We start from the raw sequence: 21,013 nt of genomic DNA, 5'->3' as shown, positions 1-21,013 counted from the left end.
GAGGACGGGAAAAGTCCGTTGCGGGCCCGGGCCCCGCCCACGGACAGTGGACCCATGACGACGTCTCCCACACCGCCCCAGGGGCTCACCGTGCGCCCGGCGACGCTCGACGACGCCGAGGCCGTGTGCGTGCTGCTCAACGAGGTCGACCTGCTGGAGATAGGCCGCGCCGACACCGAACTGGCTCTTGTCCAGGCCGACTTGAAGCATCCCGACGTGGACCTGGAGCGGGACTCCTGGCTGCTCTTCGACGGTGACCTGCTCGTCGGGTACGCGCTGGTGTGGGACGAATCCGGCGGCGAACGCGTCAACGGCGACCACTACGTCCTTCCCGGCCGCCCGCAGGGTGCACTGCACCTCCTCGGCCTGCTCGAGGCACGTGCCACGGAGCGCGCGGCGGCCAACGGCGCGGCGCGGGCGGTGGTGCATCTGGATCTCACCACCAAGCCCACTCTGGACCCGGCGGACCTGCGGGCGCGGGGCTGGCGGACCGTCCGGCACTACAAGGTGCTGGAGCGACGGGTCGGCGTGGACGCGGATCCGCTGCCGCAGGCACCTCCGGGTGTGGCCCTGCGGCCCTGCCTCAGCGAAGAGGACCGCAGGCGTGCCCACGTGCTGCTCCAGGAGAGCTTCACGGAGCACTTCGACCACCAGCCGCGCACCTACGCGCAGTGGCTCGACGACATCGACGCCGAGAACGTCGACTGGTCCCTCATCTGGGTCGCCCACGTCGAAGGAATCGGCGACGTCGCCGCGATGCGCACCCGCGACAACCCTGCCTCGTCGGCGGGCTGGATAGGCAACCTCGGCGTCCTCGCCGAGGCCCGCGGGCGCGGCATCGGCAGCCATCTCCTGCGTCACGCCTTCGGGCACTACGCCGCGCTGGGCCGCGACCGGATCGGCCTCGGCGTCGACACCGACAACAGCAGCGGCGCGCTCGCCCTGTACGAACGTCACGGCATGACGCTCGACCACGCCGTCGACACCTGGGAGCTGATCCGCCCGGCCGCCTGAGTTCCCGCCCTCTCCGGGGCTACCGCAGCGCGCTGCCGAAGAGCGCCGCCGTGTTCGGCGCGTCGACGTCCTTCGGTCCGAACGCCACCGAGCCCGTCGCGGTCGCGCCCGTGGCGGTGCCGCGCAGCGACCACAGGGCGCCCGCGCGGGCGTTCTCCTCGACGGACGACGCCGCGAGGTCGCCGTGTCCGTCGCCCGTGACGTCGAGCAGTGACACGGCCGCGCCGAACAGGTCGTTCTTCTCGGCGACGCCGGGGACACCCGCCGTGTCCTGGTGGAAGGCCTGGGCGCCCGTGCCCGTCACGCCGGCCGCGCCGCCGTGCACCAGGACGACGGCGCCCGCGTCCGTGACGTCCCGGACGTCCTCACCGGGCACGCCGAGCGCGATGTCGGCGTAGCCGTCACCCGTCACGTCGCCGACCGCGAGCGAACCGCCGAACGCGTCCCCGCTCTCCTCCGCGCCCGGCACGCCCGGCAGGTCCTGGTCGAACTTCTGCACGTCGCCCTTGAGGCCGTCCGCCGAGCCGTAGGAGACCGTCACCTTGCCGTCCTCGTCGCTGGCGCCCGCGACCACGTCGTCGTAGTGGTCGCCGTTGACGTCGCCGACGCCCAGGGCGTCGCCGGCGCCCGGCGCGTCACCCCGCTTGAACCCGGTCGCGCCGCCGTACAGGACGCTGTTGCCCCACTCGCCGTCGCCGGAGTAGTCGTTCATGACGATGTCGGCGCGGCCGTCGCCGTTGACGTCGCCGACCCCCTTGGGCACCACCGGGCCCTTCACGGACAGCGGACCGTCGACGCAGACCTCGGGCCTCGCGCGGCAGGAGGGGTCGGGCCGCTCGTCGCCCTCGTAGCTCCACCACTCCGACGGGTCCATGAAGTCGAGGGTCGCGGCCGGCGTGCCGGTGCGCGCGATCGGGCCCTTCCAGAGGCGGGCGCCCTGGGCGACCGGGTCGTCGCCGTGCGAGCCGACCCTGCCGAACAGCGCGAGGTCGGTGGTGCCGTCGCCGTCGAAGTCCCCGGCCTGCGGCGCGAATCCGTACGTGGCGATCGCGGTGCCGCCGGTCAGGCCGGACGCGGAGCCCCACAGAACCACCGCGCCCGACCCCGAGCCCCGGCCCTCGGTGCCGATGACCAGGTCGGTGTATCCGTCGTGGTCCAGGTCGCCCTTGGTGAACGTCCGCCCGAACTCCTGCTTCGCCGTGGCCGGTCCGGGCACGCCGCTCGTGGCACGGCTGATGACCTTCTTGCGGGCCGGGTCGAGGCCGTCCTCGGAGCCGTACGTCACCACCACGTACCCGGCGTTCGCCCGGCCGGAGACGGTGCCGCCGGGCGCGCCGACGACCAGGTCCGCGAACCCGTCGCCGTCGAAGTCGTCCGTCGCCCGCACCGCGGAGTCCGCGCGGGCACTGCCCTGCCCCAGCGTCAGGGCCGCAAGGCCGCTGCCCACCAACAGCGACGCGGCGATCAGGGGCATGGTGCGAAGGACTCTGCGGTGTGCGGGCGACATACGACTTCCTCTGTTCCTCGGACGTTCACGACCGATCAGTTGACCGGTGGCGAGCGCCCAAGGTTGTACGCGGCCCGGCGGCTGTTCGCGGGGTTACTGCGGCACGTTCAGGACGAAGTCGAAGTCCGCCTCCTTCGTGTTGCCGACGGTGCGTACGTTCATGAGGAGGCGCGGGTCGAAGATCGTGTCCGTGTTGTTGCGGGGCTCGCCGGGGAAGTACAGCTGTGTCGTGAGGATCGGACGCCCGGGGGCCTGCACCTTGACGTGCAGGTGCCGGGTGCGGCCGGGGTAGAGGCCGGGCACGATCGTGGTGAGCTTGAACGCGCCGTTGGCGTCGGTGAACTGGTGCCCGCGGAAGCGGTACCCGACGTTGTCGTACGTCCCGTACGTGTCCGCCTGCCAGAAGTCCAGCAGGGCCTGGGAGATCGGCTTGCAGGCGCGCCCGAAGACGTAGCCGGTGACCGTGAGCCGCACGCCGGGGGTGCCGGCCTGGATGAGCGAGGTGCGCTGCGGGGAGTTGCGCTTGAAGTACGGCCCCTCCATCTGCGGAATGGTCGGGTCGTCGCCGTCGTCGCAGGTGGGGGTGAGCTCCGGTGCCTCGCCCCGCTCGCCGGCGGTCCTGGCCAGTGCGGGTACGCCCATGAGGGACACCGGTACGGCCATGCCCAGCGCGGCCGCGGCCCGCAGGACGGTCTTGCGGCTGGGGCCCTTGTTGCCGTTCACGCCGTCGGCGGCGGGGGTGCCGCCCGTGCCCCGGGCGTCGTCCGCGCCTGGTATGCCGTCTCCGGGGCTGCCGGTCTCGTGGTCCATCGCTCCTCCTGAGCCTGTGGGGGTCGGTGGTTCCGGATCGGCTATGAAGTTATGCGGGGGAGGCAGGTCCGGCGATGGACTCGAGCCGGTGGTCGTGGTGAATATCTCCACCGCCGCGCCGGAAGTCCCCGGGGCTCGCGCCGGTCTCGCGGCGGAAGAAGCGGCAGAAGTACGCAGGGTCCTTGAAGCCGACCCGTCCGGCGACCTGGCGTACCGTCAACTCCGTGCGCAGCAGCAGCCGTTTGGCCTCGTGGACCCGGGTCTGCCGGATCAGCTCGCCGGGTGTCCTGCCGGTCTCCGCCTTCACCACCTCGCTGAGGTAGCTCACCGAGACGCCCAGGTGGTCCGCGCAGGACCGCACCGACTGCAGGGCCCCCTCCGGGGTGCCCATGAGCGTCACGAAGTCCGCGGCCACCGAGCCGGGACGTGAGTGGGGCGGGCCATCGGGCAGGGGCGGTGGGGTGGGTGCCTCGACCGGCGACCGGGGCGCGGGGAGCCGTGCCGCCCGCACCACCAGGACGTGCAGCAGCGCCCGCAGGACGCTGTGGAACCCGGTGGCCCCCGAGCGGTACTCGCCATCGAGCTCGGCGACCAGGCGTGCGGTCTCCTCCGCCGCCTCCCCGGACAGGTCGAGCCAGGAGCGGCGGGAGAGGGTGCGCAGGACGTGCCGGTCGGCCGGGTGGTCCACGAGGAAGTCGTCGGTGAAGAGGATGACCCGGCCCTCCAGGCCGGTCACGTCCTCCCAGTGATGGACCTGGCCGGGGGCGATGAAGCACAGGTTCGGCGGCCGCAGCGGGAACCGGCCCAGGTCGACGACGTGCAGGCCGGTGCCGCCGGTGACGTGGACGATCTCGTGGAAGGTGTGCCGGTGCGGGAACGGGGCGCGCGACATGGGGCCGATGCTGTCGAACGTGCCGATGGCGAAGGGCAGCGCGTTGGGCATCGGCACCTGCAGCCGGTGCATGGGCATGCCGTCCTCGCCCGGCTCTCCGTTGTTCCCCTCGCCGGGTAAGACCGTTGTGCCGCGCATGTGCACGCTCCTCGGGGCGTCGGTATCGACTCGATTGGTCCGTACCAATTGCCGGTCCGTCTTCACGATGGCACGAGCGGGCGTCCGTCGGCAGGAGTGCGAACAGGCCGACCGTCGCCTCGGGGTGGCGCGTCTCACCCTTGTCCCAAGGGGACAAGTGTCCCCTTGGGACACTTCGAGGCGTACAGTCGAAGCATGAGCAGCACACAGGGCCGCCGGACCCGCAAGGTCCAGGAGAGCCGGGCCGCCATGGCGAACGCCGCCGTGGACCTGGCCCTGACCCACGGCCTCGACCAGGTCACCGTCGAGACGATCAGCGACCGCGCCGACGTCTCCCGCCGCACCTTCTCCCGGTACTTCACGGGAAAGGAGGACGCCGTGGTCGACGCGCTCCGCGTCGACTACGCGCGCATCAACGCGGCGCTCGCCGCCCGCCCCGCGGGGGAGAACCCCCTCACGGCCTACCACCGGGCACTCCGGAACTGGCTGGACGACGAACCGACCGCCTGGCACCGCCTGCCCCGCTCCGCCGACCTGCTCCGGCTGCTCCACGAGGAGCCGTCGCTGCTGCCCGCCTACCTGCGGGTGCAGGACGAGGCGAAGGCCGCGTCGGTCTCGATCGTCGCCGAGCGGCTGGGACTCGACGCCGAGCGCGACCTGCGCCCGGCGCTGGCCGTCTCGCTGGCGGTCGGCGCGTTCGGCACCGCCGTGCGGTTCTGGATCGCCCCCGGCGAGAACGGCACCCTTCCGCACCTCATCGACGCGGCGTTCGCGGCCCTGGCCGACGAACCCGCACCCACCACCACGACCACCACGTGAAACCAGGCACCACCATGAGCACGAGCACCACCACGCACAGCACGACGCCCGGCACCGCCACCGCCCCGGATTTCGCCGGGAAGACCGCCCTCGTCACCGGCGCCGCGTCCGGCATCGGCCTGGCGGTCGCCCGCCGCCTCGCCGCGGCCGGAGCGGCCGTCGTCGTCGCCGACTTCAACGAACAGGGCGCCCACGACGTCGCCCGTTCGCTCACCGGGGGAGGCGCACGGGCCGCCGCCGTGCGCGTCGACGTCACCGACCCCGAATCGGTGCGCCACGCCGTCGACTTCACCGTCGAGACCTTCGGCGGCCTGCACCTCGCCGTCAACAACGCCGGGATCGCCGGCGCCACAGCCCCCACCGGCGAATACGGCGTCGAGGACTGGCAGCGCGTCATCGACACCAACCTCAACGGCGTCTTCTACTCCCTCCGGTACGAGCTGCCGCACCTCGTCGCCGCGGGCGGCGGCGCCGTCGTCAACATGTCGTCGATCCTCGGCACGAACGGCTTCGCGGGTTCCGCCGCGTACTCCGCCGCCAAGCACGCCGTCGTCGGCCTGACCAAGACCGCCGCCGTCGAGTACGCGGCCCGTGGCGTCCGCGTCAACGCCGTCGCACCCGGCTTCATCGACACCCCGCTGCTCCAGGGCGACGAGGACCAGCGCAACCGCCTCGTCGCCCTCCACCCGCAGGGCCGTCTCGGCACCGCCGAGGAGGTCGCCGACCTCACGCTGTTCCTGCTCTCGGACCACGCGTCGTTCATCAACGGCAGCTACCACCTGGTGGACGGCGGCTATGCGGCACGTTGAGACGATGCAGGCCCTCCAGTACCGCGCCGTCGGCGCCGCCCCCGAGGTGGTCACCGTCCCGCGCCCGGAGCCCGGCCCGGGCCAGGTGCTCCTGAAGGTCACCGCCGCCGGCGTCTGCCACTCCGACATCGCCGTGATGAGCCGCCCCGCCGAAGCCCTGGGCTTCCCGCTGCCGCTCACCCTCGGCCATGAGGGCGCGGGGACCGTCGCCGCGCTCGGCGACGGCGTGACCGGGCTCGCGCCCGGGGACTCCGTGGCCGTCTACGGGCCCTGGGGCTGCGGCACCTGTCTCATGTGCGCGCAGGGCAAGGAGAACTACTGCACCCGCGCCGCCGACCTCGGCATCCGCCCGCCGGGGCTCGGGGCGCCCGGCGCCATCGCCGAGTACATGATCGTGGACGACCCGCGCCACCTGGTGCCGCTGGACGGGCTCGACCCCGTGACGGCGGTGCCGCTCACCGACGCCGGCCTCACCCCGTACCACGCGGTCAAGACGTCGCTGCCCAAGCTGACGCCCGGCAGCACCGCCGTCGTCATCGGCACCGGCGGCCTCGGGCACGTCGCCATCCAGCTGCTGCGCGCGCTGACCCCGGCACGGGTGATCGCCCTCGACGTCACCGAGGAGAAGCTGACGCTGGCCCGCGAGGTCGGCGCCCACGAAACGGTCCTGTCCGACGCGGCGGCAGCGGGCCGGGTCCGCGAACTCACCGGCGGCCTGGGTGCCCAGGCGGTGTTCGACTTCGTCGGGGCGCCGCCCACCGCGGCGACGGCCGCCGCGTGCGCCGCCGTGGAGGCGGACGTCACCCTCGTCGGCATCGGCGGCGGCACCGCGTCCGTCGGCTTCGGCGCGACCCCCTTCGACGCCGCCTTCCGCGCCCCCTACTGGGGCAGCAGGCCGGAGCTGATCGAGGTCCTGGACCTGGCGAGGTCCGGCGTGCTCGACGTCCACGTGGAGACGTACGCGCTGGAGGACGCCCCGAAGGCGTACGAACTCCTCCACGCGGGCCGGGTGCACGGCCGGGCGGTCATCCTGCCGGGCGGCTAGAGGCCGCCCGCCGGGGCGGAGACGTCGGGGTTCTTGGTCCGGTCCAGTGCCGACCAGGCCGGACGAGCACGGGCCTCTTACCGGAAACACGCACCCGCCCTGGCACCATGACCGCCCATGAACAGTCACCACAGCCCCACCGCACAGGCCTCGCGGCTCGTCGCCGAGCGCTTTCCCGACGCGCTCGGCGCCGTCCTCGGCGGCTCGGCCGCCCAGGGGCGTGCCGCCGCGACGAGCGACCTCGATGTGGCCGTGCTCCTGCCGGACTCCGACGTCAGCCGCCGCGAAGTGATACGCCACGAAGGGCGTCCCGCCGAGTTGTTCCTCACCACGCTCGCGGATGTGCCGGAGTTCTTCGCGTGGGACCGCAACCGCCGCCGCGGCACGGTCCTGTTCGTCTACGCCGAGGGCCTGCCGCTGCTCGACCCGGACGGCCATCTCGCCCGCACGCGCGGCCGGGCCCGCGCCGTCCTCGCCGACGGGCCGCCGCCCCTCACACCCGGGGAACGGGAACGCGACCGCTACGCCCTCACCTGCTTCATGGACGACCTCGCCGACACCGCCCCGGACCAGCGGTACGAACAGCTCGCCGTCGCCGACCTCGCGCTCGGCAAGGCGGCGCACCTCCTGACCGCCCACCACAACGCCTGGACAGGCGTCGGCAAGTGGCTGCCCCGCAGGCTCCTCGGTGCCGACCCCGCGCGCGGAAAGGCTCTGCTCGACGGGCATCGGTGCGTGGCCGAGCGGGCCGACCCGGTGCCGCTCACCGCCGCCGTCGAAGACGTGCTCCACCTGTACGGCGGGCCCCTGCGGGAGGGATACGCGCAGCGGTGGCGGTCCTGAGGTCTACGCGGGGCGCAGCCACAGCGTGGCCAGTGGGGGGAGGGTCACGTGCAGGCGGGCGGGGAAGGTGCCCGTGGGCTCCGGCCGCGCGCGCAGCGGGGCCGTGTTGCGCACGTCGCCGCCGCCGTAGCACGCCGCGTCCGTGTTCAGCGTCTCCCGCCACGTGACCGGGGACTCCGGGACGCCCAGTGCGTAGTCGCGGCGGATGACCGGGGAGAAGTTGCTGACGGCGAGGAGCGGTGTTCCGTCGGCGGCGTGGCGGAGGAACGCGACCACGTTGTCCTGGGCGGCGTCCGCGTCGATCCAGGCGAACCCGGCGGGTTCCGTGTCCTGCTCCCACAGGGCTGGAGCGTCCCGGTACTGGTGGTTGAGGTCCCGCACCAGGCGCCGCGCCCCGTTGTGGTCCGGTTCCGCGGGGTACGCCGGGTCGAGCAGGCCCCAGTCGGGGCCGTGGTCCGGCGACCACTCCGCACCCTGCGCGAACTCCTGTCCCATGAAGAGCAGTTGCTTGCCGGGGTGGGCCCACATGTAGGCCAGGTAGGCGCGGTGGTTCGCGCGCTGCTGCCACCAGTCGCCGGGCATCTTCGACACCAGAGCCTGCTTGCCGTGGACGACCTCGTCGTGCGAGATCGGCAGGAGGTAGTTCTCGCTGTACGCGTACACCATCGAGAAGGTCAGCTCGTTGTGGTGGTACTGCCGGTGCACCGGCTCGTGCCGGATGTACTCCAGCGAGTCGTGCATCCAGCCCATGTTCCACTTCAGGCCGAAGCCGAGGCCGCCGAGCTCCCCGTAGCCCTTGTCGTGGGTGGCCCGCGTGACGCCGTCCCAGGCCGTGGACTCCTCGGCGATGGTGACGACGCCGGGGCAGCGGCGGTACACCGTCGCGTTCATCTCCTGGAGGAACGACACCGCGTCCAGGTTCTCCCTGCCGCCGTGCTCGTTGGGTCCCCACTGGCCGTCCTCGCGCGAGTAGTCGAGGTAGAGCATGGAGGCCACGGCGTCGACGCGCAGGCCGTCGATGTGGAACTCCTCGCACCAGTACACGGCGTTGGCGACGAGGAAGTTGCGGACCTCCGTGCGGCCGTAGTCGAAGGTGAGCGTGCCCCAGTCGGGGTGTTCGGCGCGCCGGTGGTCACCCGGCTCGTACAGCGGCCTGCCGTCGAACTCCGCGAGCGCCCAGTCGTCCTTCGGGAAGTGCGCGGGAACCCAGTCCACGATCACGCCGATGCCCGCCCGGTGCAGCGCGTCGACGAGGAACTTGAAGTCGTCGGGCGTGCCGAGGCGGGAGGTCGGCGCGTAGAGCCCGGTGACCTGGTATCCCCACGATCCGCCGAACGGGTGCTCGGCCACCGGCATGAACTCCACGTGCGTGAAGCCCGCGTCGGAGACGTACGCCGCGAGCTCGTCGGCGAGTTGGCGGTACGTCAGGCCCGGCCGCCAGGACGGGAGGTGGACCTCGTACACCGAGAAGGGCGACCGGTGGACGGGGCGGTCCGCACGGTGTTCCATCCACTCCGCGTCCGCCCACTCGTGCGTCGACCGCGTGACGACGGACGCCGTCGCCGGCGGCACCTCAGCCCGGCGTGCCATCGGGTCCGCGCGGACGGTGTGTGTGCCGTCGGGGCGGGTGATGTCGAACTTGTACAGGTCGCCCTCGCCGATGCCGGGCAGGAACAGCTCCCACACCCCGGACGAGCCGAGGGAGCGCATGGCGTGGGCGGTGCCGTCCCAGTGGCAGAACTCCCCGCACACCCGCACGCCCAGCGCGTTCGGCGCCCACACCGTGAAGCGGGTGCCCGTGACGCCCTCGTGCGTCATGGGGTGCGCACCCAGCGCCTTCCACAGCTCCTCGTGCCTGCCCTCGCGGATCAGGTGCAGGTCGAGTTCGCCGAGCGCGGGCAGGAAACGGTACGGGTCCTGGAGTTCGGTCTCCACGCCGTCGTACGTCACCCTCAGCTCGTACGCGGGGATCGAGCCGAGCGGCAGCAGACCGGAGAACAGCCCGTCGCCCACGTCATGGAGCGGAACCTCCTGCCCCTCGACGACGACCCGCACCGCCTCGGCGTACGGGCGCAGCACTGTGAAGGCCACACCGCCCGCGACCGCGTGGGCGCCGAGCACGGCGTGCGGGTCGTGGTGCGTGCCCGCGAGGAGACGGCCGCGGCTCTCGTCGTCGAGCGGCGCGTACGCGGCACGGAGGGCGGGCGCGGGGTCGGCGGTGGACGTGTCGATGATGGCCACGGGTGTCAGGTCTCCTCAGGGCGGGGCAGGGGCGGCGGGCGGGTGCGGTGGGTCAGCGGCCCTCCGCGAGACGGGCGATCGCCGCCATGGGCACGGGCAGCCAGTCCGGACGGTGCCTGGCCTCGTACAGCGCCTCGTACACGGCCCGGTCCGTCTCGTAGGCGCGCAGGAGTCCGGCCTCCGTCCGCGGGTCCCAGGACGCCTCCGCGGCGTACCCCGCGCAGTACGCCTCCCGGCACCGGCGGGCCCACCGGGGCTGCCAGGGGCGCCTGGCGTGGGCGGCGTAGTCGAAGGAGCGGAGCATGCCCGCCACGTCGCGCACGGTCGCCTGGGCGCGCCGCCGTTCGGCGATCGGGCGGGCCGGCTCGCCCTCGAAGTCGATGACGAACCACCGCTGCCCGGCCCGCAGGACCTGGCCGAGGTGCAGATCGCCGTGGATCCGCTGGGGCGGGCGCACCGGGCCGTGCGCGGCGACCGCGTCGTAGGCGGCCCGCAGCCGGGACACGTACGGAACGAGCGCGGGCACCTGCCGGGCGGTCGTGTCCAGGCGCGACATCATCCCCTCGGCGAGGTGTCGGCCGCCGTGCCGGTCAGGGATGTCCGGAACGAAGACCCGCGCCAGGGCCAGGTGCACCTCGGCGGTGGCGCGCCCCAGTTCGTACGACTCGTCGGTGAAGTCCCGGCCCGCGGCGAGGGACTTGAGGGCCAGCGTCCAGCCGTCGGTCGCGCCGCGCAGGAACGGCTGGAGCACGCCGAGCGTCGTCTTGCGCGGCTCGCTCGTCCAGAACCAGGCCACGGGGGACGGCACTCGGGCGCAGCCCTGACCGGCGAGCGCCCACGGCACTTCGAGGTCGGGGTTGACGCCGTACTGGATGCGGCGGAACAGCTTGAGGATGAAGGAATCGCCGTACACCAGTGAGGTGTTGGACTGCTCGCCGTCCAAAACGCGGGCGGTGAGGTTGGGGGGCACCACGGTCTGCACGTCGCGTTCGAAGCGCAGCGGACCCGCCGTGCCCGGGGTGCGCAGGCGCTCCAGGAGCAGCGTGGCGGAGCGGGGGTCGTGGAGGGCGTCGTACACGGTGAGGCCCGCGAGGGGGCCCTCGGTGGGGCGGCCGACCACGGCGTGGTGGAGGCGCGGCGGCAGGTCCCGGCGGACACCGAGGAGCAGCTGGTAGCAGTCGTCGCGGGACCCGGCGTGCCGGGAGCGGATCAGCAGGTGCAGGCAGCCCGGGTGCAGCTCGGTCATCGACACCACGGCGAGTTCCGTGACGGGCAGCCCCTTGCCGGCGAACCACCGCTGCTCGGGCAGCCACTTCTGCAGCACTCCGGCCAGCGACGCCAGCAGCAGCGGCGGGCTGAGGCTTTCGCGCGACTGCGTTGCGGTCTTGAGCATGCGACACGTCCCTTCAGAGGCGCACGGCGGGTTCCGCCGGACGGCGCGGGTGGAGGTCGTTGCACAGCCGGAACCAGTAGAAGCCGTGGCCCGCGAGTGTCAGGAGGTACGGGAGCTCGCCGATGGCGGGGAAGCGCACGCCGCCGATGAGCTCGACGGGGTGGCGTCCGTCGTAGGTCCGCAGGTCGAGTTCGGTGGGCTGGGCGAAGCGCGAGAAGTTGTGCACGCACAGCACCAGGTCGTCCTTGTACTCCCGCAGGAAGGCGAGCACCGCCGGGTTGGAGGAGGGCAGTTCGGTGTACGAGCCGATGCCCATGGCGGGGTTCTGCTTGCGGATCTCGATCATGCGGCGTGTCCAGTGGAGCAGGGAGGACGGTGAGGACATGGACGCTTCGACGTTGGTGACCTGGTAGCCGTAGACGGGGTCCATGATCGTGGGCAGGTAGAGCCGCCCGGGATCGGAGGACGAGAAGCCCGCGTTGCGGTCGGGGGTCCACTGCATGGGGGTGCGGACGGCGTCGCGGTCGCCGAGCCAGATGTTGTCGCCCATGCCGATCTCGTCGCCGTAGTAGAGGATCGGCGAGCCGGGCAGGGACAGCAGCAGGGCGGTGAAGAGTTCGATCTGGTTGCGGTCGTTGTCCAGGAGCGGTGCGAGGCGTCGGCGGATGCCGATGTTGGCGCGCATGCGCGGGTCCTTGGCGTACTCCGCGTACATGTAGTCGCGCTCTTCGTCGGTGACCATTTCCAGGGTCAGCTCGTCGTGGTTGCGCAGGAAGATGCCCCACTGGCAGCCGGAGGGAATGGCCGGGGTCTTGGCGAGGATTTCCGAGACGGGGTAGCGCGATTCACGGCGTACGGCCATGAAGATGCGGGGCATGACGGGGAAGTGGAACGCCATGTGGCATTCGTCCCCGCCTTTTTCGAAGTCACCGAAATAGTCGACGACGTCCTCGGGCCACTGATTGGCCTCGGCAAGGAGAACGGTGTCCGGGTAATGGGCATCGATGACCGCTCGTACATGCTTCAGCATTCCGTGGGAGCGGGGGAGGTTCTCGCAGTTGGTGCCTTCTTCGGCGAAGAGGTAGGGGACGGCGTCGAGGCGGAAGCCGTCGATGCCGAGGTCGAGCCAGAAGCGCAGGGCGGAGATGATCTCTTCCTGGACCGCGGGGTTCTCGTAGTTGAGGTCGGGTTGGTGGGAGAAGAAGCGGTGCCAGAAGTACTGCTTGCGGACGGGGTCGAAGGTCCAGTTGGAGGCTTCGGTGTCGACGAAGATGATGCGGGCGTCCTGGTACTGCTTGTCGTCGTCGGCCCAGACGTAGTAGTCGCCGTAGGGGCCTTCGGGGTCGGTGCGCGAGGCCTGGAACCACGGGTGCTGGTCGCTGGTGTGGTTCATGACGAAGTCGATGATGACGCGCATGCCGCGCTGGTGGGCGGAGTCGACGAATTCCACGAAGTCGGCGAGGTCGCCGAATTCGGGGAGGACGGCGGTGTAGTCGGAGACGTCGTAGCCGCCGTCGCGCAGGGGGGATTTGAAGAAGGGTGGCAGCCAGAGGCAGTCGACGCCGAGCCATTGGAGGTAGTCGAGTTTGGCGGTGATGCCTTTGAGGTCGCCGATGCCGTCGCCGTTGCTGTCCTGGAAGGAGCGGACGAGGACTTCGTAGAAGACGGCGCGTTTGAACCATTCGGGGTCGCGGTCCTTGGCCGGTGTGTCCTCGAAGGTGTCCTGGACGGGCTCGTTGACGATCATGGTGTGGGTGACCCTCCGATCAACGGTGAGGACGGTCGCAGGACCGTGAAGAGGTGCGCGGGCGCGCGGCCGGGTTCCAGGCGCACGTAGTTGGCCCTGCCCCAGTGGTAGGTCTCGCCGGTGAGCTCGTCGCGCACCGGCACCGACTCGTGCCAGTCGAGGCCGAGTTGCGGCATGTCCAGCGAGACCGTGGCCTCCTGGGTGTGGTGAGGGTCGAGGTTGACGACCACCAGGACCGTGTCCTGTCCGGCGCGCTTGCTGTAGACGATGACCGCGTCGTTGTCGGCCTCGTGGAAACGGAGGTTCCTGAGCAGCCGCAGCGCGGGATGCTCGCGCCGGACCCGGTTGAGGGTGGTGATCAGCGGTGCGAGGGAGTAGCCCGCCCGCTCCGCGTCCGCCCAGTCGCGCGGGCGCAGTTGGTACTTCTCCGAGTGCAGGTACTCCTCGCTGCCCGCACGCGCCGGGGTGTTCTCGCACAGCTCGAACCCGGCGTACATGCCCCAGCTCGGCGCGAGCGTCGCGGCGAGCACGGCCCGCACCTCGAAAGCGGCACGGCCGCCGTCCTGGAGATAGCCGGGCAGGATGTCGGGCGTGTTCACGAACAGGTTCGGACGCAGATACGCGGCGGTCTCCGCGGAGAGCTCGGTCAGATACTCGGTGAGCTCCTGCTTGGTGTTCCGCCAGGTGAAGTACGTGTAGGACTGCTGGAACCCGGCCTGGGCCAGGGCCCGCATGACGGGGGGCCGGGTGAAGGCCTCCGCGAGGAAGACGACGTCCGGGTCGCTCGCGTTGATCTCCGCGAGCACCCGCTCCCAGAACGCCACGGGCTTGGTGTGCGGATTGTCGACGCGGAAGACACGTACGCCGTGCCCCATCCAGAACCGCAGCAGCCGCACGGTCTCCGCGACGAGCCCCGGCAGGTCCTGGTCGAAGGCGATCGGGTAGATGTCCTGGTACTTCTTCGGCGGGTTCTCCGCGTACGCGATGGAACCGTCGGGCCGGTGGGTGAACCACTCGGGGTGCTTCTCCACCCACGGGTGGTCGGGGGAGCACTGCAACGCGAAGTCCAGCGCGACTTCGAGACCCAGTTCGGTGGCGCGGCGCACGAACGCGTCGAAGTCGTCGAGCGTTCCCAGGTCCGGGTGAACGGCGTCGTGACCGCCCTCCGGCGACCCGATCGCCCACGGCACACCGACATCGTCGGGACCGGCGGTGAGCGCGTTGTCCGGGCCCTTGCGGAAGGTGGTGCCGATGGGGTGGACCGGCGGCAGGTAGGCCACGTCGAAGCCCATCCCGGCGATGGCGGGCAATCGCTCGGCCGCGGTGCGGAACGTTCCCGGCACGGGCGGCGCGCCCTCTTCGACGACGGCGCCCTCCGAACGCGGGAAGAACTCGTACCAGGACCCGTAGAGAGCACGCTCCCGCTCGACGAGCAGGGGCATGGCCTGCGAACGGGAGACCCGCTCGCGCAACGGGTACCGGGCGAGGACGGCGTCCGCCTCCGGAGCGAGCGCGGCAGCCAGACGCGCGTCCGGTGACCGCTCCTCGTCCTGGAGTGCCGCGAGCACCGACAGGAGTGTCCGCCGCGCCGGGCCCTCAGGGGCGCCGCGCGCCGCCCGCTCGTACAGCAGCGCGCCCTCTTCGAGCATCAGCCCGGTGTCGATGCCGGCGGGCACCTTGATCTGTGCGGCGCGCCGCCACTCCGTCACGGGGTCCGTCCACGACTCCACGTGGAAGGTCCACCGTCCCTCGGCGTCCGGAGTGACCTCCGCGCCCCAGCGGTCGCTGCCGGGGGAGAGTTCGCGCATCGGGGTCCACGGCCCGCGGCGTCCACCGGGGCCGAGGAGCACGACATCGGCGCCGACCGCTCCGTGGCCCTCGGCGAAGACGGTCGCCGTGACCTCGAAGGTCTCACCGGGGACGGCTTTCGCCGGGCGGCGCCCGCCATCCACCGCGGGCTGCACATCGAGGACGGGCACGGGAACGAGCGCGGGCACGGCGGCAGCTGGGGGCGTTTCCGAAGCTGACGTCATCGGTCCCTCCTCCGCCGGGCGTGCGTGCAGGCGGCCCCCGTGGGAGCCGGGTGTCGCTATCGGACCGGGGCGCTCGGGGAGAGCTGAGGCCGACGGGTTGCCGCGTGTGGTGCTCGTGCTGTGCAGGACGGTCGTGCCTCTCGTGGACGCAGGTACTGCTCGGCCGCGTCGGCGGCCTCCCGTGCTTTGCACTCGCCCATCAGGACGCACAGCGTGTACGCGGTGTCCTCGAAGTGCATCCGCACGGATCGGTCGGCGGGGTGCGCGAGCAGCTGCCGCTCCCACGCCCGGTACTGACGCAGATGCCGTGCGACCTCGGATTTGGCGGGCAGCAGCCTCACGCTGGTCACCCCTTCGCTCGTCGATCCTTCTGACTCATCGTGCACGGATGAGCACCCAACGTCCTGTTGGATATTCAACTAAAGGGGTCGGTGCGGGAGCCGGTGGGCCGGGTGCCGGGGCGAACGCGCTCGCCTGCGCCTCGTGTTGCGCAAATGGAGTAGCGCTCGCACCCTGAGACTGACTCAGAAGCGATCAGTGCTCACGCTGCGTGTTCGGGGCTCGGTCGGTCAGGCCGAGGCGGAGCGGACAAGCTTCGCCGAGAGGAGCCAAGAGCAATGAAATCCGCGATCCCCTGCTACTACCACCTCGAAGTCGAGGTAAGCCCGGAGAGGATCGACCAGGTCAGGCGCATTCTGACCGCGCATCTCCGGCATTGGGGGCTGGGGGTTCTCAGCGAACCCGTCTGCCATTGCACCGGGGTTCTGCTCCACGAGATCGAGGAGCACGGAGCCGACAAGAACACCGTCGTGGAGATGTGGTGGAACGGCCAGCACCTCATCACGGCCGTGTCCGACGCCAATCGTGAACTGCCCGAGCGGCACTACGGACCGCAGGGCTGCCTGACGCAGATCGCCGCGCTCAGCGACGGCTGGGGCAGCTTCCCGGCGACCGACGGCAAGATCATCTGGTTCTCCCGCCGGGTCCGCGCTCCCGAACGCGCCCCGCTGGCCCCCGCGGCGCCCGCACCCAGCCTGCGCGAGGCTCTCGAGGTACCGCGCGAGACGCCCCTCGCCGCGCTCGCGGGTCCCGCGGAGGCGGAAGCCGCGGAAGCGGAACCGGCGTACGCCGAACCCGCGGCGGTGTGAAAGTCCGCCCCCGCGGCGGCGCGGCGCACCGGCCGCGGCCACCCCGAGCGGGCGGCCGCGGCCGGCGCACCGTTTACCGGCCCCCCCGAACTCCCCTCCCAGATCCCCTGATCCCCTGATCCCCCAGTACGGAGGCAGTCGCGTGCGCACCTGGACCGGCACCCCCTTCCCCCTCGGCGCCACCTACGACGGTGAAGGGACCAACTTCGCCCTGTTCAGCGAGGTCGCCGAACGCGTCGACCTCATCCTCATCGACGACGACGGCACGCACCGCAGCGTCACCCTCACCGAGGTCGACGGCTTCGTCTGGCACTGCTACCTGCCCGGGGTCGGGCCCGGCCGCCGCTACGGCTACCGGGTGCACGGCCCCTGGAACCCCGCCGAAGGCCACCGCTGCGACCCGGCCAAGCTGCTCCTCGACCCGTACGCCCGCGCCATCGAGGGCCAGATGGACAACGACGCCGCGCTCTTCGAGCGCGCGCCCGACGGGCCCGGACGGGCCGACAGCGCCGGGCACACCCCGCTCTCCGTGGTGACCGACCCGGCCTTCTCCTGGGAGGGCGACAGGCCGCCGCGCCGCCCCTACGCCGAGACGGTGATCTACGAGGCGCACGTCCGCGGACTGACCCGCACCCACCCCGGGGTGCCCGAGGCGTTGCGCGGCACGTACGCGGGCCTGGCGACCGAACCGGTCATCGAGCACCTCACGTCGCTGGGTGTGACCGCGATCGAACTCATGCCGGTCCACCAGTACGTCCAGGACGGCTTCCTGCGCGACCGCGGCCTGTCCAACTACTGGGGCTACACCTCCATCGGCTTCTTCGCCCCGCACAACGCCTACGCGGCGCACGGCTCGCGCGGCGAACAGGTCACCGAGTTCAAGTCCATGGTCAAGGCGCTGCACCAGGCCGGACTCGAAGTGATCCTCGACGTGGTCTACAACCACACCGCCGAGGGCAACGAGAACGGCCCGACCCTCGCCTTCCGCGGCATCGACAACGCGTCGTACTACCGTCTCGCCGAGGACGACCCCGCGCACTACTTCGACACCACCGGCACCGGCAACAGCCTGCTCATGCGCCACCCCAACGTCCTGCAGCTCGTCATGGACTCGCTGCGGTACTGGGTCACCGAGATGCACGTCGACGGGTTCCGCTTCGATCTCGCCGCCACGCTCGCCCGGCAGTTCCACGACGTCGACCGGCTCTCCGCCTTCTTCGACCTGGTCCAGCAGGACCCCGTCGTCAGCCGCGTCAAACTCATCGCCGAGCCCTGGGACGTCGGCGACGGGGGGTACCAGGTCGGCAACTTCCCGCCGCTGTGGTCGGAGTGGAACGGCAAGTACCGGGACTCCGTACGGGACTTCTGGCGCGGCGCCGACCACACCCTCGCCGAGTTCGCCTCCCGGCTGACCGGGTCGTCCGACCTCTACCAGCACGACCGTCGCCGCCCACGGGCCAGCGTCAACTTCGTCACCGCGCACGACGGCTTCACCCTGCGCGACCTGGTCTCGTACAACGACAAGCACAACGAGGCGAACGGCGAGAACAACCAGGACGGCGAGAGCGCCAACCGCTCCTGGAACAGCGGCGTCGAAGGACCCACCGACGACGAGGGGATCCTCGAACTCCGCGCGCGCAGGCAGCGCAACTTCCTCGCCACTCTCATGCTCTCGCAGGGCATTCCGATGCTCGCCCACGGCGACGAACTCGGCCGCACCCAGCAGGGCAACAACAACGCCTACTGCCAGGACAGCGAGCTCTCCTGGATCGACTGGGACCTCACCGACGAGCAGCGTGACCTCATCGCCTTCACCCGCCGCGCCATCGCGCTGCGCCTCGCCCACCCCGTGCTGCGCAGGCGCCGCTTCTTCCGCGGCGACACCGTCACGCACCGGGGCCAGCCGCTCCCCGACCTGGTGTGGCTGCGGCCCGACGCCCTGGAGATGACGGACCAGGACTGGCAGCGCGGCGACGCGCACGCCGTCGCCGTCTTCCTCAACGGCGACGCCATCGCGGAGCCCGACGCCCACGGCAGGCCGGTGGTCGACGACTCCTTCCTGCTCCTGCTCAACAGCTACCGGGAGCCGGTCGTCTTCGACCTGCCGGACGCCGCCTACGGCGAGCGCTGGACGACGCGGATCGACACCACCGACCCCACGGGGGTGGCGGACGAGACGGAACACAAGGCGGACAGCGAGGTCACCCTGGAGCCGCACAGCCTGCTCCTGCTGTCCCGTCCCGCCCGCACACCGGTCAGCGCACGGTCACGGTGAACGCGCCGGAAGCCGTCGAACCCTGGACGACGCGCAGCTCGTTCTTGCCCTTCATGCCGAGCTTGACGCCGAGGGAGTAGCTGCCGCCGCGGGTGACCGGAGCGGAGGCGGGCAGCGCGACCCAGTGGCCGCGCTGCTTCTGCTGCAGAGTCACCTTGCTGCCCGGCTTCAGGCCGGTCGTGGTGCCGGTGACACGGAACAGCTGCCACGCCTTGACGGACTTCACCGAGGGCTTCGCGGTGATGGCCTTGGCGGTGGTGGGCTTGGCCGCGCCGGCCTCCTGTGTGGCGGACACGGGGTGTGCGGCCGGGGTCGCGGCCATGGCGGCGCCGGCCGTGCCGAGGGCGACCGCGCCGATGATGCCTACGGCAGCCATGCGCAGGGAGTTCCGCTTGGTGACGATCATGAGGGTGCCTTCCGTGAGGACATGGGAGGAAAAGGTCTGCTGTCTCCCATTCGGGCTGTTCACGACTGTTGAGACGGACGGCCGACGGCGTACGTTGTGCCCGCTATGTCACCGTCCTGCAACAGCCGCCGCCGTACTGCGGGACCGCATGAGCCGTTGGCGCCGGACGTGGCGGGTATCGGCGGGTGAAAGTGGGCCAATGGTCCACCCTCGCGAGGCTGAGTTGAGCCAGATGGCTTTCAGATGGTCTGATGGTTCTGTCGATGGCGCTGCGGATCTCCGCGGCGCCTTTTTCATGCGAGCAGATCGAGATGTGCACGGAAGGGCGGGGAAGCTTTGCTGAAGAGGGTGTTCGTGGCGCCGGATCCGGGACGGATGCGGCTCCGCTTCGCTTCGCGGGCCGTACTCGGCATCTCCTTGGCGGTCGTCGTGTGCGGTCTGGCCGGGCATTCGCTCGTCGCGGCGATCACCGGGGGACTGGCCGCGCTCCTGGCCCTCTTCACCGTCACGGACACGACCGTGCGCGGGCAGGCGATCACCACGGCGCTGCTGCCCGCCGTCGGGTTCCCCGTCCTCGCGCTCGCGGCGTCACTCCACGACACCCCGGTCGCGCGGGACTGCGCGTTCCTCCTCGTCATGGGGCTCGGCGTGTACGCGCGACGGTGGGGTCCGCGGGGGCACTCCCTCGGCGTGTTCGCCTTCATGACCTTCTTCATCAGCCAGTTCCTCCACACGGAGCCGCACCAGCTCCCCCAGCTCTACGTCGCGGTGCTCCTGTCGCTGGCCGCCTCCTCGACCGTCCGCTTCGGCGCGTGGTGCTACGAGCGCAGGCTGCCGCCCGGCGTCCTGCCGCCCGCGCCGCCCGCCGCCCGGGGGCTGGCCAGGGCCACCACCCGGCAGGCCGTCCAGGCGGCCATCGGCGGGGCCTTCGCGCTCGCCGCGGGCCAGCTGCTCTCCGGTGAGCGCTGGTACTGGGCGGTCGGCGCCACGTGGTGGGTCTTCGTCAACACCACCTCGCGCGGCGAGACGGTCGTGCGGAGCTTCCGGCGCGTGCTCGGCACGCTGATCGGGATGGGCGCGGGCCTCGTCCTCGTCGTACCGCTGGAGGGCGCGCCCGTCCCCAGCGCCCTGCTCGTCGCCGTCGGTGTCTTCGGCATCTTCTACACGGCCGCGGTGTCGTACACGTGGATGATGCTCTCGGTGACCGTGCTCGCCGGATCGCTGTACGGCCTGCTCGGCGTGCTGGACGCGGGCCTGCTCGCGCTGCGGCTCGCCGAGACCGGCATCGGCGCGCTCGGCGCGGTCCTCGCGGTGCTGTTCGTCCTGCCGATCACGACGCACGCGACGACCGAGGCGTGGATCAAGCAGGCGCTGCACTGCGTGCACGACTGCACGAAGGAGGCGGCGGCGCTGCTCGCGGGCACGGAAGGCGCCGACCCCGCCCGCCGCATCGCCGAACTGGAGGCGATCCTCGGCCGGGTGCGCATGTCCCTCGCACCGCTCGTGCACCCGTTCAGCCCGCTGCGGACCCGGAAGGGGCGCGCGCTCCAGGTGGTCGCGCTGCTCGACAACTGTGCGCGTGAGATACGGGGACTCGCCGCCGTCGCCGCGGACCCGGAGGCTTCCCACGACGCCCGCCTGGCCGCCGCGTGCCGCCGCGTCGAGGCGGCCGTCGAGTCCCTGACTGCCCCGCACGGGACCCGGGCGGAGGTCGGCGCCGTCGCCGACCTGCCCCACGCCGTCGTCGAGCCCGCCCTGGCCCACCTGCACAGCCTGGAACGAGCCCTGATCGACCTGGCCCACCCGCTGCAGAGGTCGGGGCGTACGCCCCTGCTGGGCGCCTGAACCAGGGCGCCTGGACCAGGACACCTGAAACCGGGTGCCTGAACCGCC

General features: G+C 71.6%; 16 protein-coding genes and 1 pseudogene. 8 read left to right on the top strand and 9 right to left on the bottom strand.

Annotation, left to right across the window (positions count from 1 at the left end; genetic code table 11):
* The first annotated feature begins 54 nt into the window (after window positions 1-54).
* Window positions 55-1,014, top strand: coding sequence for a GNAT family N-acetyltransferase (locus tag DEJ47_RS03980; RefSeq protein ID WP_150164976.1), 960 nt, complete (start codon window positions 55-57; stop codon window positions 1,012-1,014).
* Window positions 1,015-1,033: 19 nt separating this feature from the next.
* Here DEJ47_RS03980 and DEJ47_RS03975 read toward each other — a convergent pair whose 3' ends face one another.
* The 3 genes and pseudogenes from DEJ47_RS03975 to DEJ47_RS03965 all read right to left on the bottom strand — a co-directional run bounded on the left by DEJ47_RS03975 (window position 1,034) and on the right by DEJ47_RS03965 (window position 4,361).
* Window positions 1,034-2,521 carry an FG-GAP and VCBS repeat-containing protein gene (locus DEJ47_RS03975; RefSeq protein ID WP_150164974.1) on the bottom strand — a complete coding sequence of 496 codons (1,488 nt, stop codon included), beginning with the start codon at window positions 2,519-2,521 and terminating at the stop codon, window positions 1,034-1,036.
* Between the two features lie 96 nt (window positions 2,522-2,617).
* Window positions 2,618-3,331, bottom strand: a pseudogene (locus tag DEJ47_RS03970) (dioxygenase); the annotation flags it as partial.
* A gap of 49 nt (window positions 3,332-3,380) precedes the next feature.
* Window positions 3,381-4,361: a helix-turn-helix transcriptional regulator gene (locus DEJ47_RS03965; RefSeq protein ID WP_161235749.1), complete on the bottom strand. Its 981-nt coding sequence runs from the start codon at window positions 4,359-4,361 to the stop codon at window positions 3,381-3,383.
* Between the two features lie 195 nt (window positions 4,362-4,556).
* On the opposite strand from DEJ47_RS03965, the gene DEJ47_RS03960 reads away from it, so the two are divergent.
* The 4 genes from DEJ47_RS03960 to DEJ47_RS03945 all read left to right on the top strand — a co-directional run bounded on the left by DEJ47_RS03960 (window position 4,557) and on the right by DEJ47_RS03945 (window position 7,877).
* Window positions 4,557-5,180 (top strand): TetR family transcriptional regulator, encoded by a 624-nt coding sequence (locus DEJ47_RS03960; protein ID WP_150164970.1) that lies wholly within the window; start codon window positions 4,557-4,559, stop codon window positions 5,178-5,180.
* 14 nt (window positions 5,181-5,194) lie between these two features.
* Complete coding sequence (locus DEJ47_RS03955) at window positions 5,195-5,989, top strand: SDR family NAD(P)-dependent oxidoreductase (protein ID WP_150164968.1); 795 nt, start codon at window positions 5,195-5,197, stop codon at window positions 5,987-5,989.
* Window positions 5,990-5,993: 4 nt separating this feature from the next.
* Entirely contained in the window at window positions 5,994-7,034 is a 1,041-nt protein-coding gene (locus DEJ47_RS03950) for an NAD(P)-dependent alcohol dehydrogenase (RefSeq protein WP_150164966.1), read from the top strand.
* Window positions 7,035-7,151: 117 nt separating this feature from the next.
* Complete coding sequence (locus DEJ47_RS03945; RefSeq protein WP_150164964.1) at window positions 7,152-7,877, top strand: nucleotidyltransferase domain-containing protein; 726 nt, start codon at window positions 7,152-7,154, stop codon at window positions 7,875-7,877.
* A 3-nt stretch (window positions 7,878-7,880) separates the two neighbouring features.
* On the opposite strand, the gene glgB is transcribed toward DEJ47_RS03945, so the two are convergent.
* Genes glgB through DEJ47_RS03920 form a run of 5 tightly spaced genes read right to left on the bottom strand, consistent with a single transcriptional unit; the run spans window position 7,881 to window position 15,632 of the window.
* Entirely contained in the window at window positions 7,881-10,118 is a 2,238-nt protein-coding gene (glgB, locus tag DEJ47_RS03940) for a 1,4-alpha-glucan branching enzyme (protein ID WP_150164962.1), read from the bottom strand.
* A gap of 52 nt (window positions 10,119-10,170) precedes the next feature.
* The gene (locus DEJ47_RS03935) at window positions 10,171-11,511 is read right to left on the bottom strand and encodes a maltokinase N-terminal cap-like domain-containing protein (RefSeq protein WP_150164960.1); all 1,341 of its coding nucleotides are present in this window, start codon (window positions 11,509-11,511) and stop codon (window positions 10,171-10,173) included.
* A gap of 13 nt (window positions 11,512-11,524) precedes the next feature.
* A complete protein-coding gene (treS, locus tag DEJ47_RS03930) occupies window positions 11,525-13,258 on the bottom strand; it encodes a maltose alpha-D-glucosyltransferase (protein WP_150164958.1) in 1,734 nt (577 codons plus the stop codon).
* Complete coding sequence (locus tag DEJ47_RS03925; protein ID WP_150164956.1) at window positions 13,255-15,291, bottom strand: alpha-1,4-glucan--maltose-1-phosphate maltosyltransferase; 2,037 nt, start codon at window positions 15,289-15,291, stop codon at window positions 13,255-13,257. Before DEJ47_RS03925 ends, treS begins: the two co-directional genes overlap by 4 nt.
* Before the next feature lie 56 nt (window positions 15,292-15,347).
* A complete protein-coding gene (locus tag DEJ47_RS03920) occupies window positions 15,348-15,632 on the bottom strand; it encodes a DUF5133 domain-containing protein (RefSeq protein WP_223828221.1) in 285 nt (94 codons plus the stop codon).
* Between the two features lie 276 nt (window positions 15,633-15,908).
* Here DEJ47_RS03920 and DEJ47_RS03915 point away from each other — a divergent pair, with 276 nt between their 5' ends.
* Window positions 15,909-16,439, top strand: a complete 531-nt coding sequence (locus tag DEJ47_RS03915) for a pep a2 (protein ID WP_150164954.1) — start codon at window positions 15,909-15,911, stop codon at window positions 16,437-16,439.
* 142 nt (window positions 16,440-16,581) lie between these two features.
* Window positions 16,582-18,714, top strand: a complete 2,133-nt coding sequence (gene glgX / locus DEJ47_RS03910; RefSeq protein ID WP_161271426.1) for a glycogen debranching protein GlgX — start codon at window positions 16,582-16,584, stop codon at window positions 18,712-18,714.
* On the opposite strand, the gene DEJ47_RS36250 is transcribed toward glgX, so the two are convergent.
* Window positions 18,695-19,120 carry a hypothetical protein gene (locus DEJ47_RS36250; RefSeq protein WP_161271427.1) on the bottom strand — a complete coding sequence of 142 codons (426 nt, stop codon included), beginning with the start codon at window positions 19,118-19,120 and terminating at the stop codon, window positions 18,695-18,697. The genes glgX and DEJ47_RS36250 overlap by 20 nt on opposite strands.
* 336 nt (window positions 19,121-19,456) lie before the next feature.
* On the opposite strand from DEJ47_RS36250, the gene DEJ47_RS03900 reads away from it, so the two are divergent.
* Window positions 19,457-20,965 carry an FUSC family protein gene (locus DEJ47_RS03900; RefSeq protein ID WP_150164950.1) on the top strand — a complete coding sequence of 503 codons (1,509 nt, stop codon included), beginning with the start codon at window positions 19,457-19,459 and terminating at the stop codon, window positions 20,963-20,965.
* Window positions 20,966-21,013 lie beyond the last annotated feature (48 nt).

Source organism: Streptomyces venezuelae, from assembly GCF_008642355.1.
Classification (GTDB): domain Bacteria; phylum Actinomycetota; class Actinomycetes; order Streptomycetales; family Streptomycetaceae; genus Streptomyces; species Streptomyces venezuelae_B.
The sequence above is the reverse complement of the archived record's forward strand: the minus strand, read 5'-3'. Positions and strand labels throughout refer to the sequence as shown.

Excerpts from the sequence above, each read along its gene's own strand:
- DEJ47_RS03975 (WP_150164974.1), bottom strand. The coding sequence starts at position 2,521 with ATGTCGCCCGCACACCGCAGAGTCCTTCGCACCATGCCCCTGATCGCC.
- DEJ47_RS03945 (WP_150164964.1), top strand. The coding sequence starts at position 7,152 with ATGAACAGTCACCACAGCCCCACCGCACAGGCCTCGCGGCTCGTCGCC.
- DEJ47_RS03955 (WP_150164968.1), top strand. The coding sequence starts at position 5,195 with ATGAGCACGAGCACCACCACGCACAGCACGACGCCCGGCACCGCCACC.
- DEJ47_RS03935 (WP_150164960.1), bottom strand. The coding sequence starts at position 11,511 with ATGCTCAAGACCGCAACGCAGTCGCGCGAAAGCCTCAGCCCGCCGCTG.
- DEJ47_RS03980 (WP_150164976.1), top strand. The coding sequence starts at position 55 with ATGACGACGTCTCCCACACCGCCCCAGGGGCTCACCGTGCGCCCGGCG.
- DEJ47_RS36250 (WP_161271427.1), bottom strand. The coding sequence starts at position 19,120 with ATGATCGTCACCAAGCGGAACTCCCTGCGCATGGCTGCCGTAGGCATC.
- DEJ47_RS03965 (WP_161235749.1), bottom strand. The coding sequence starts at position 4,361 with ATGCGCGGCACAACGGTCTTACCCGGCGAGGGGAACAACGGAGAGCCG.
- DEJ47_RS03950 (WP_150164966.1), top strand. The coding sequence starts at position 5,994 with ATGCAGGCCCTCCAGTACCGCGCCGTCGGCGCCGCCCCCGAGGTGGTC.
- treS (WP_150164958.1), bottom strand. The coding sequence starts at position 13,258 with ATGATCGTCAACGAGCCCGTCCAGGACACCTTCGAGGACACACCGGCC.
- DEJ47_RS03960 (WP_150164970.1), top strand. The coding sequence starts at position 4,557 with ATGAGCAGCACACAGGGCCGCCGGACCCGCAAGGTCCAGGAGAGCCGG.
- DEJ47_RS03915 (WP_150164954.1), top strand. The coding sequence starts at position 15,909 with ATGAAATCCGCGATCCCCTGCTACTACCACCTCGAAGTCGAGGTAAGC.
- DEJ47_RS03925 (WP_150164956.1), bottom strand. The coding sequence starts at position 15,291 with ATGACGTCAGCTTCGGAAACGCCCCCAGCTGCCGCCGTGCCCGCGCTC.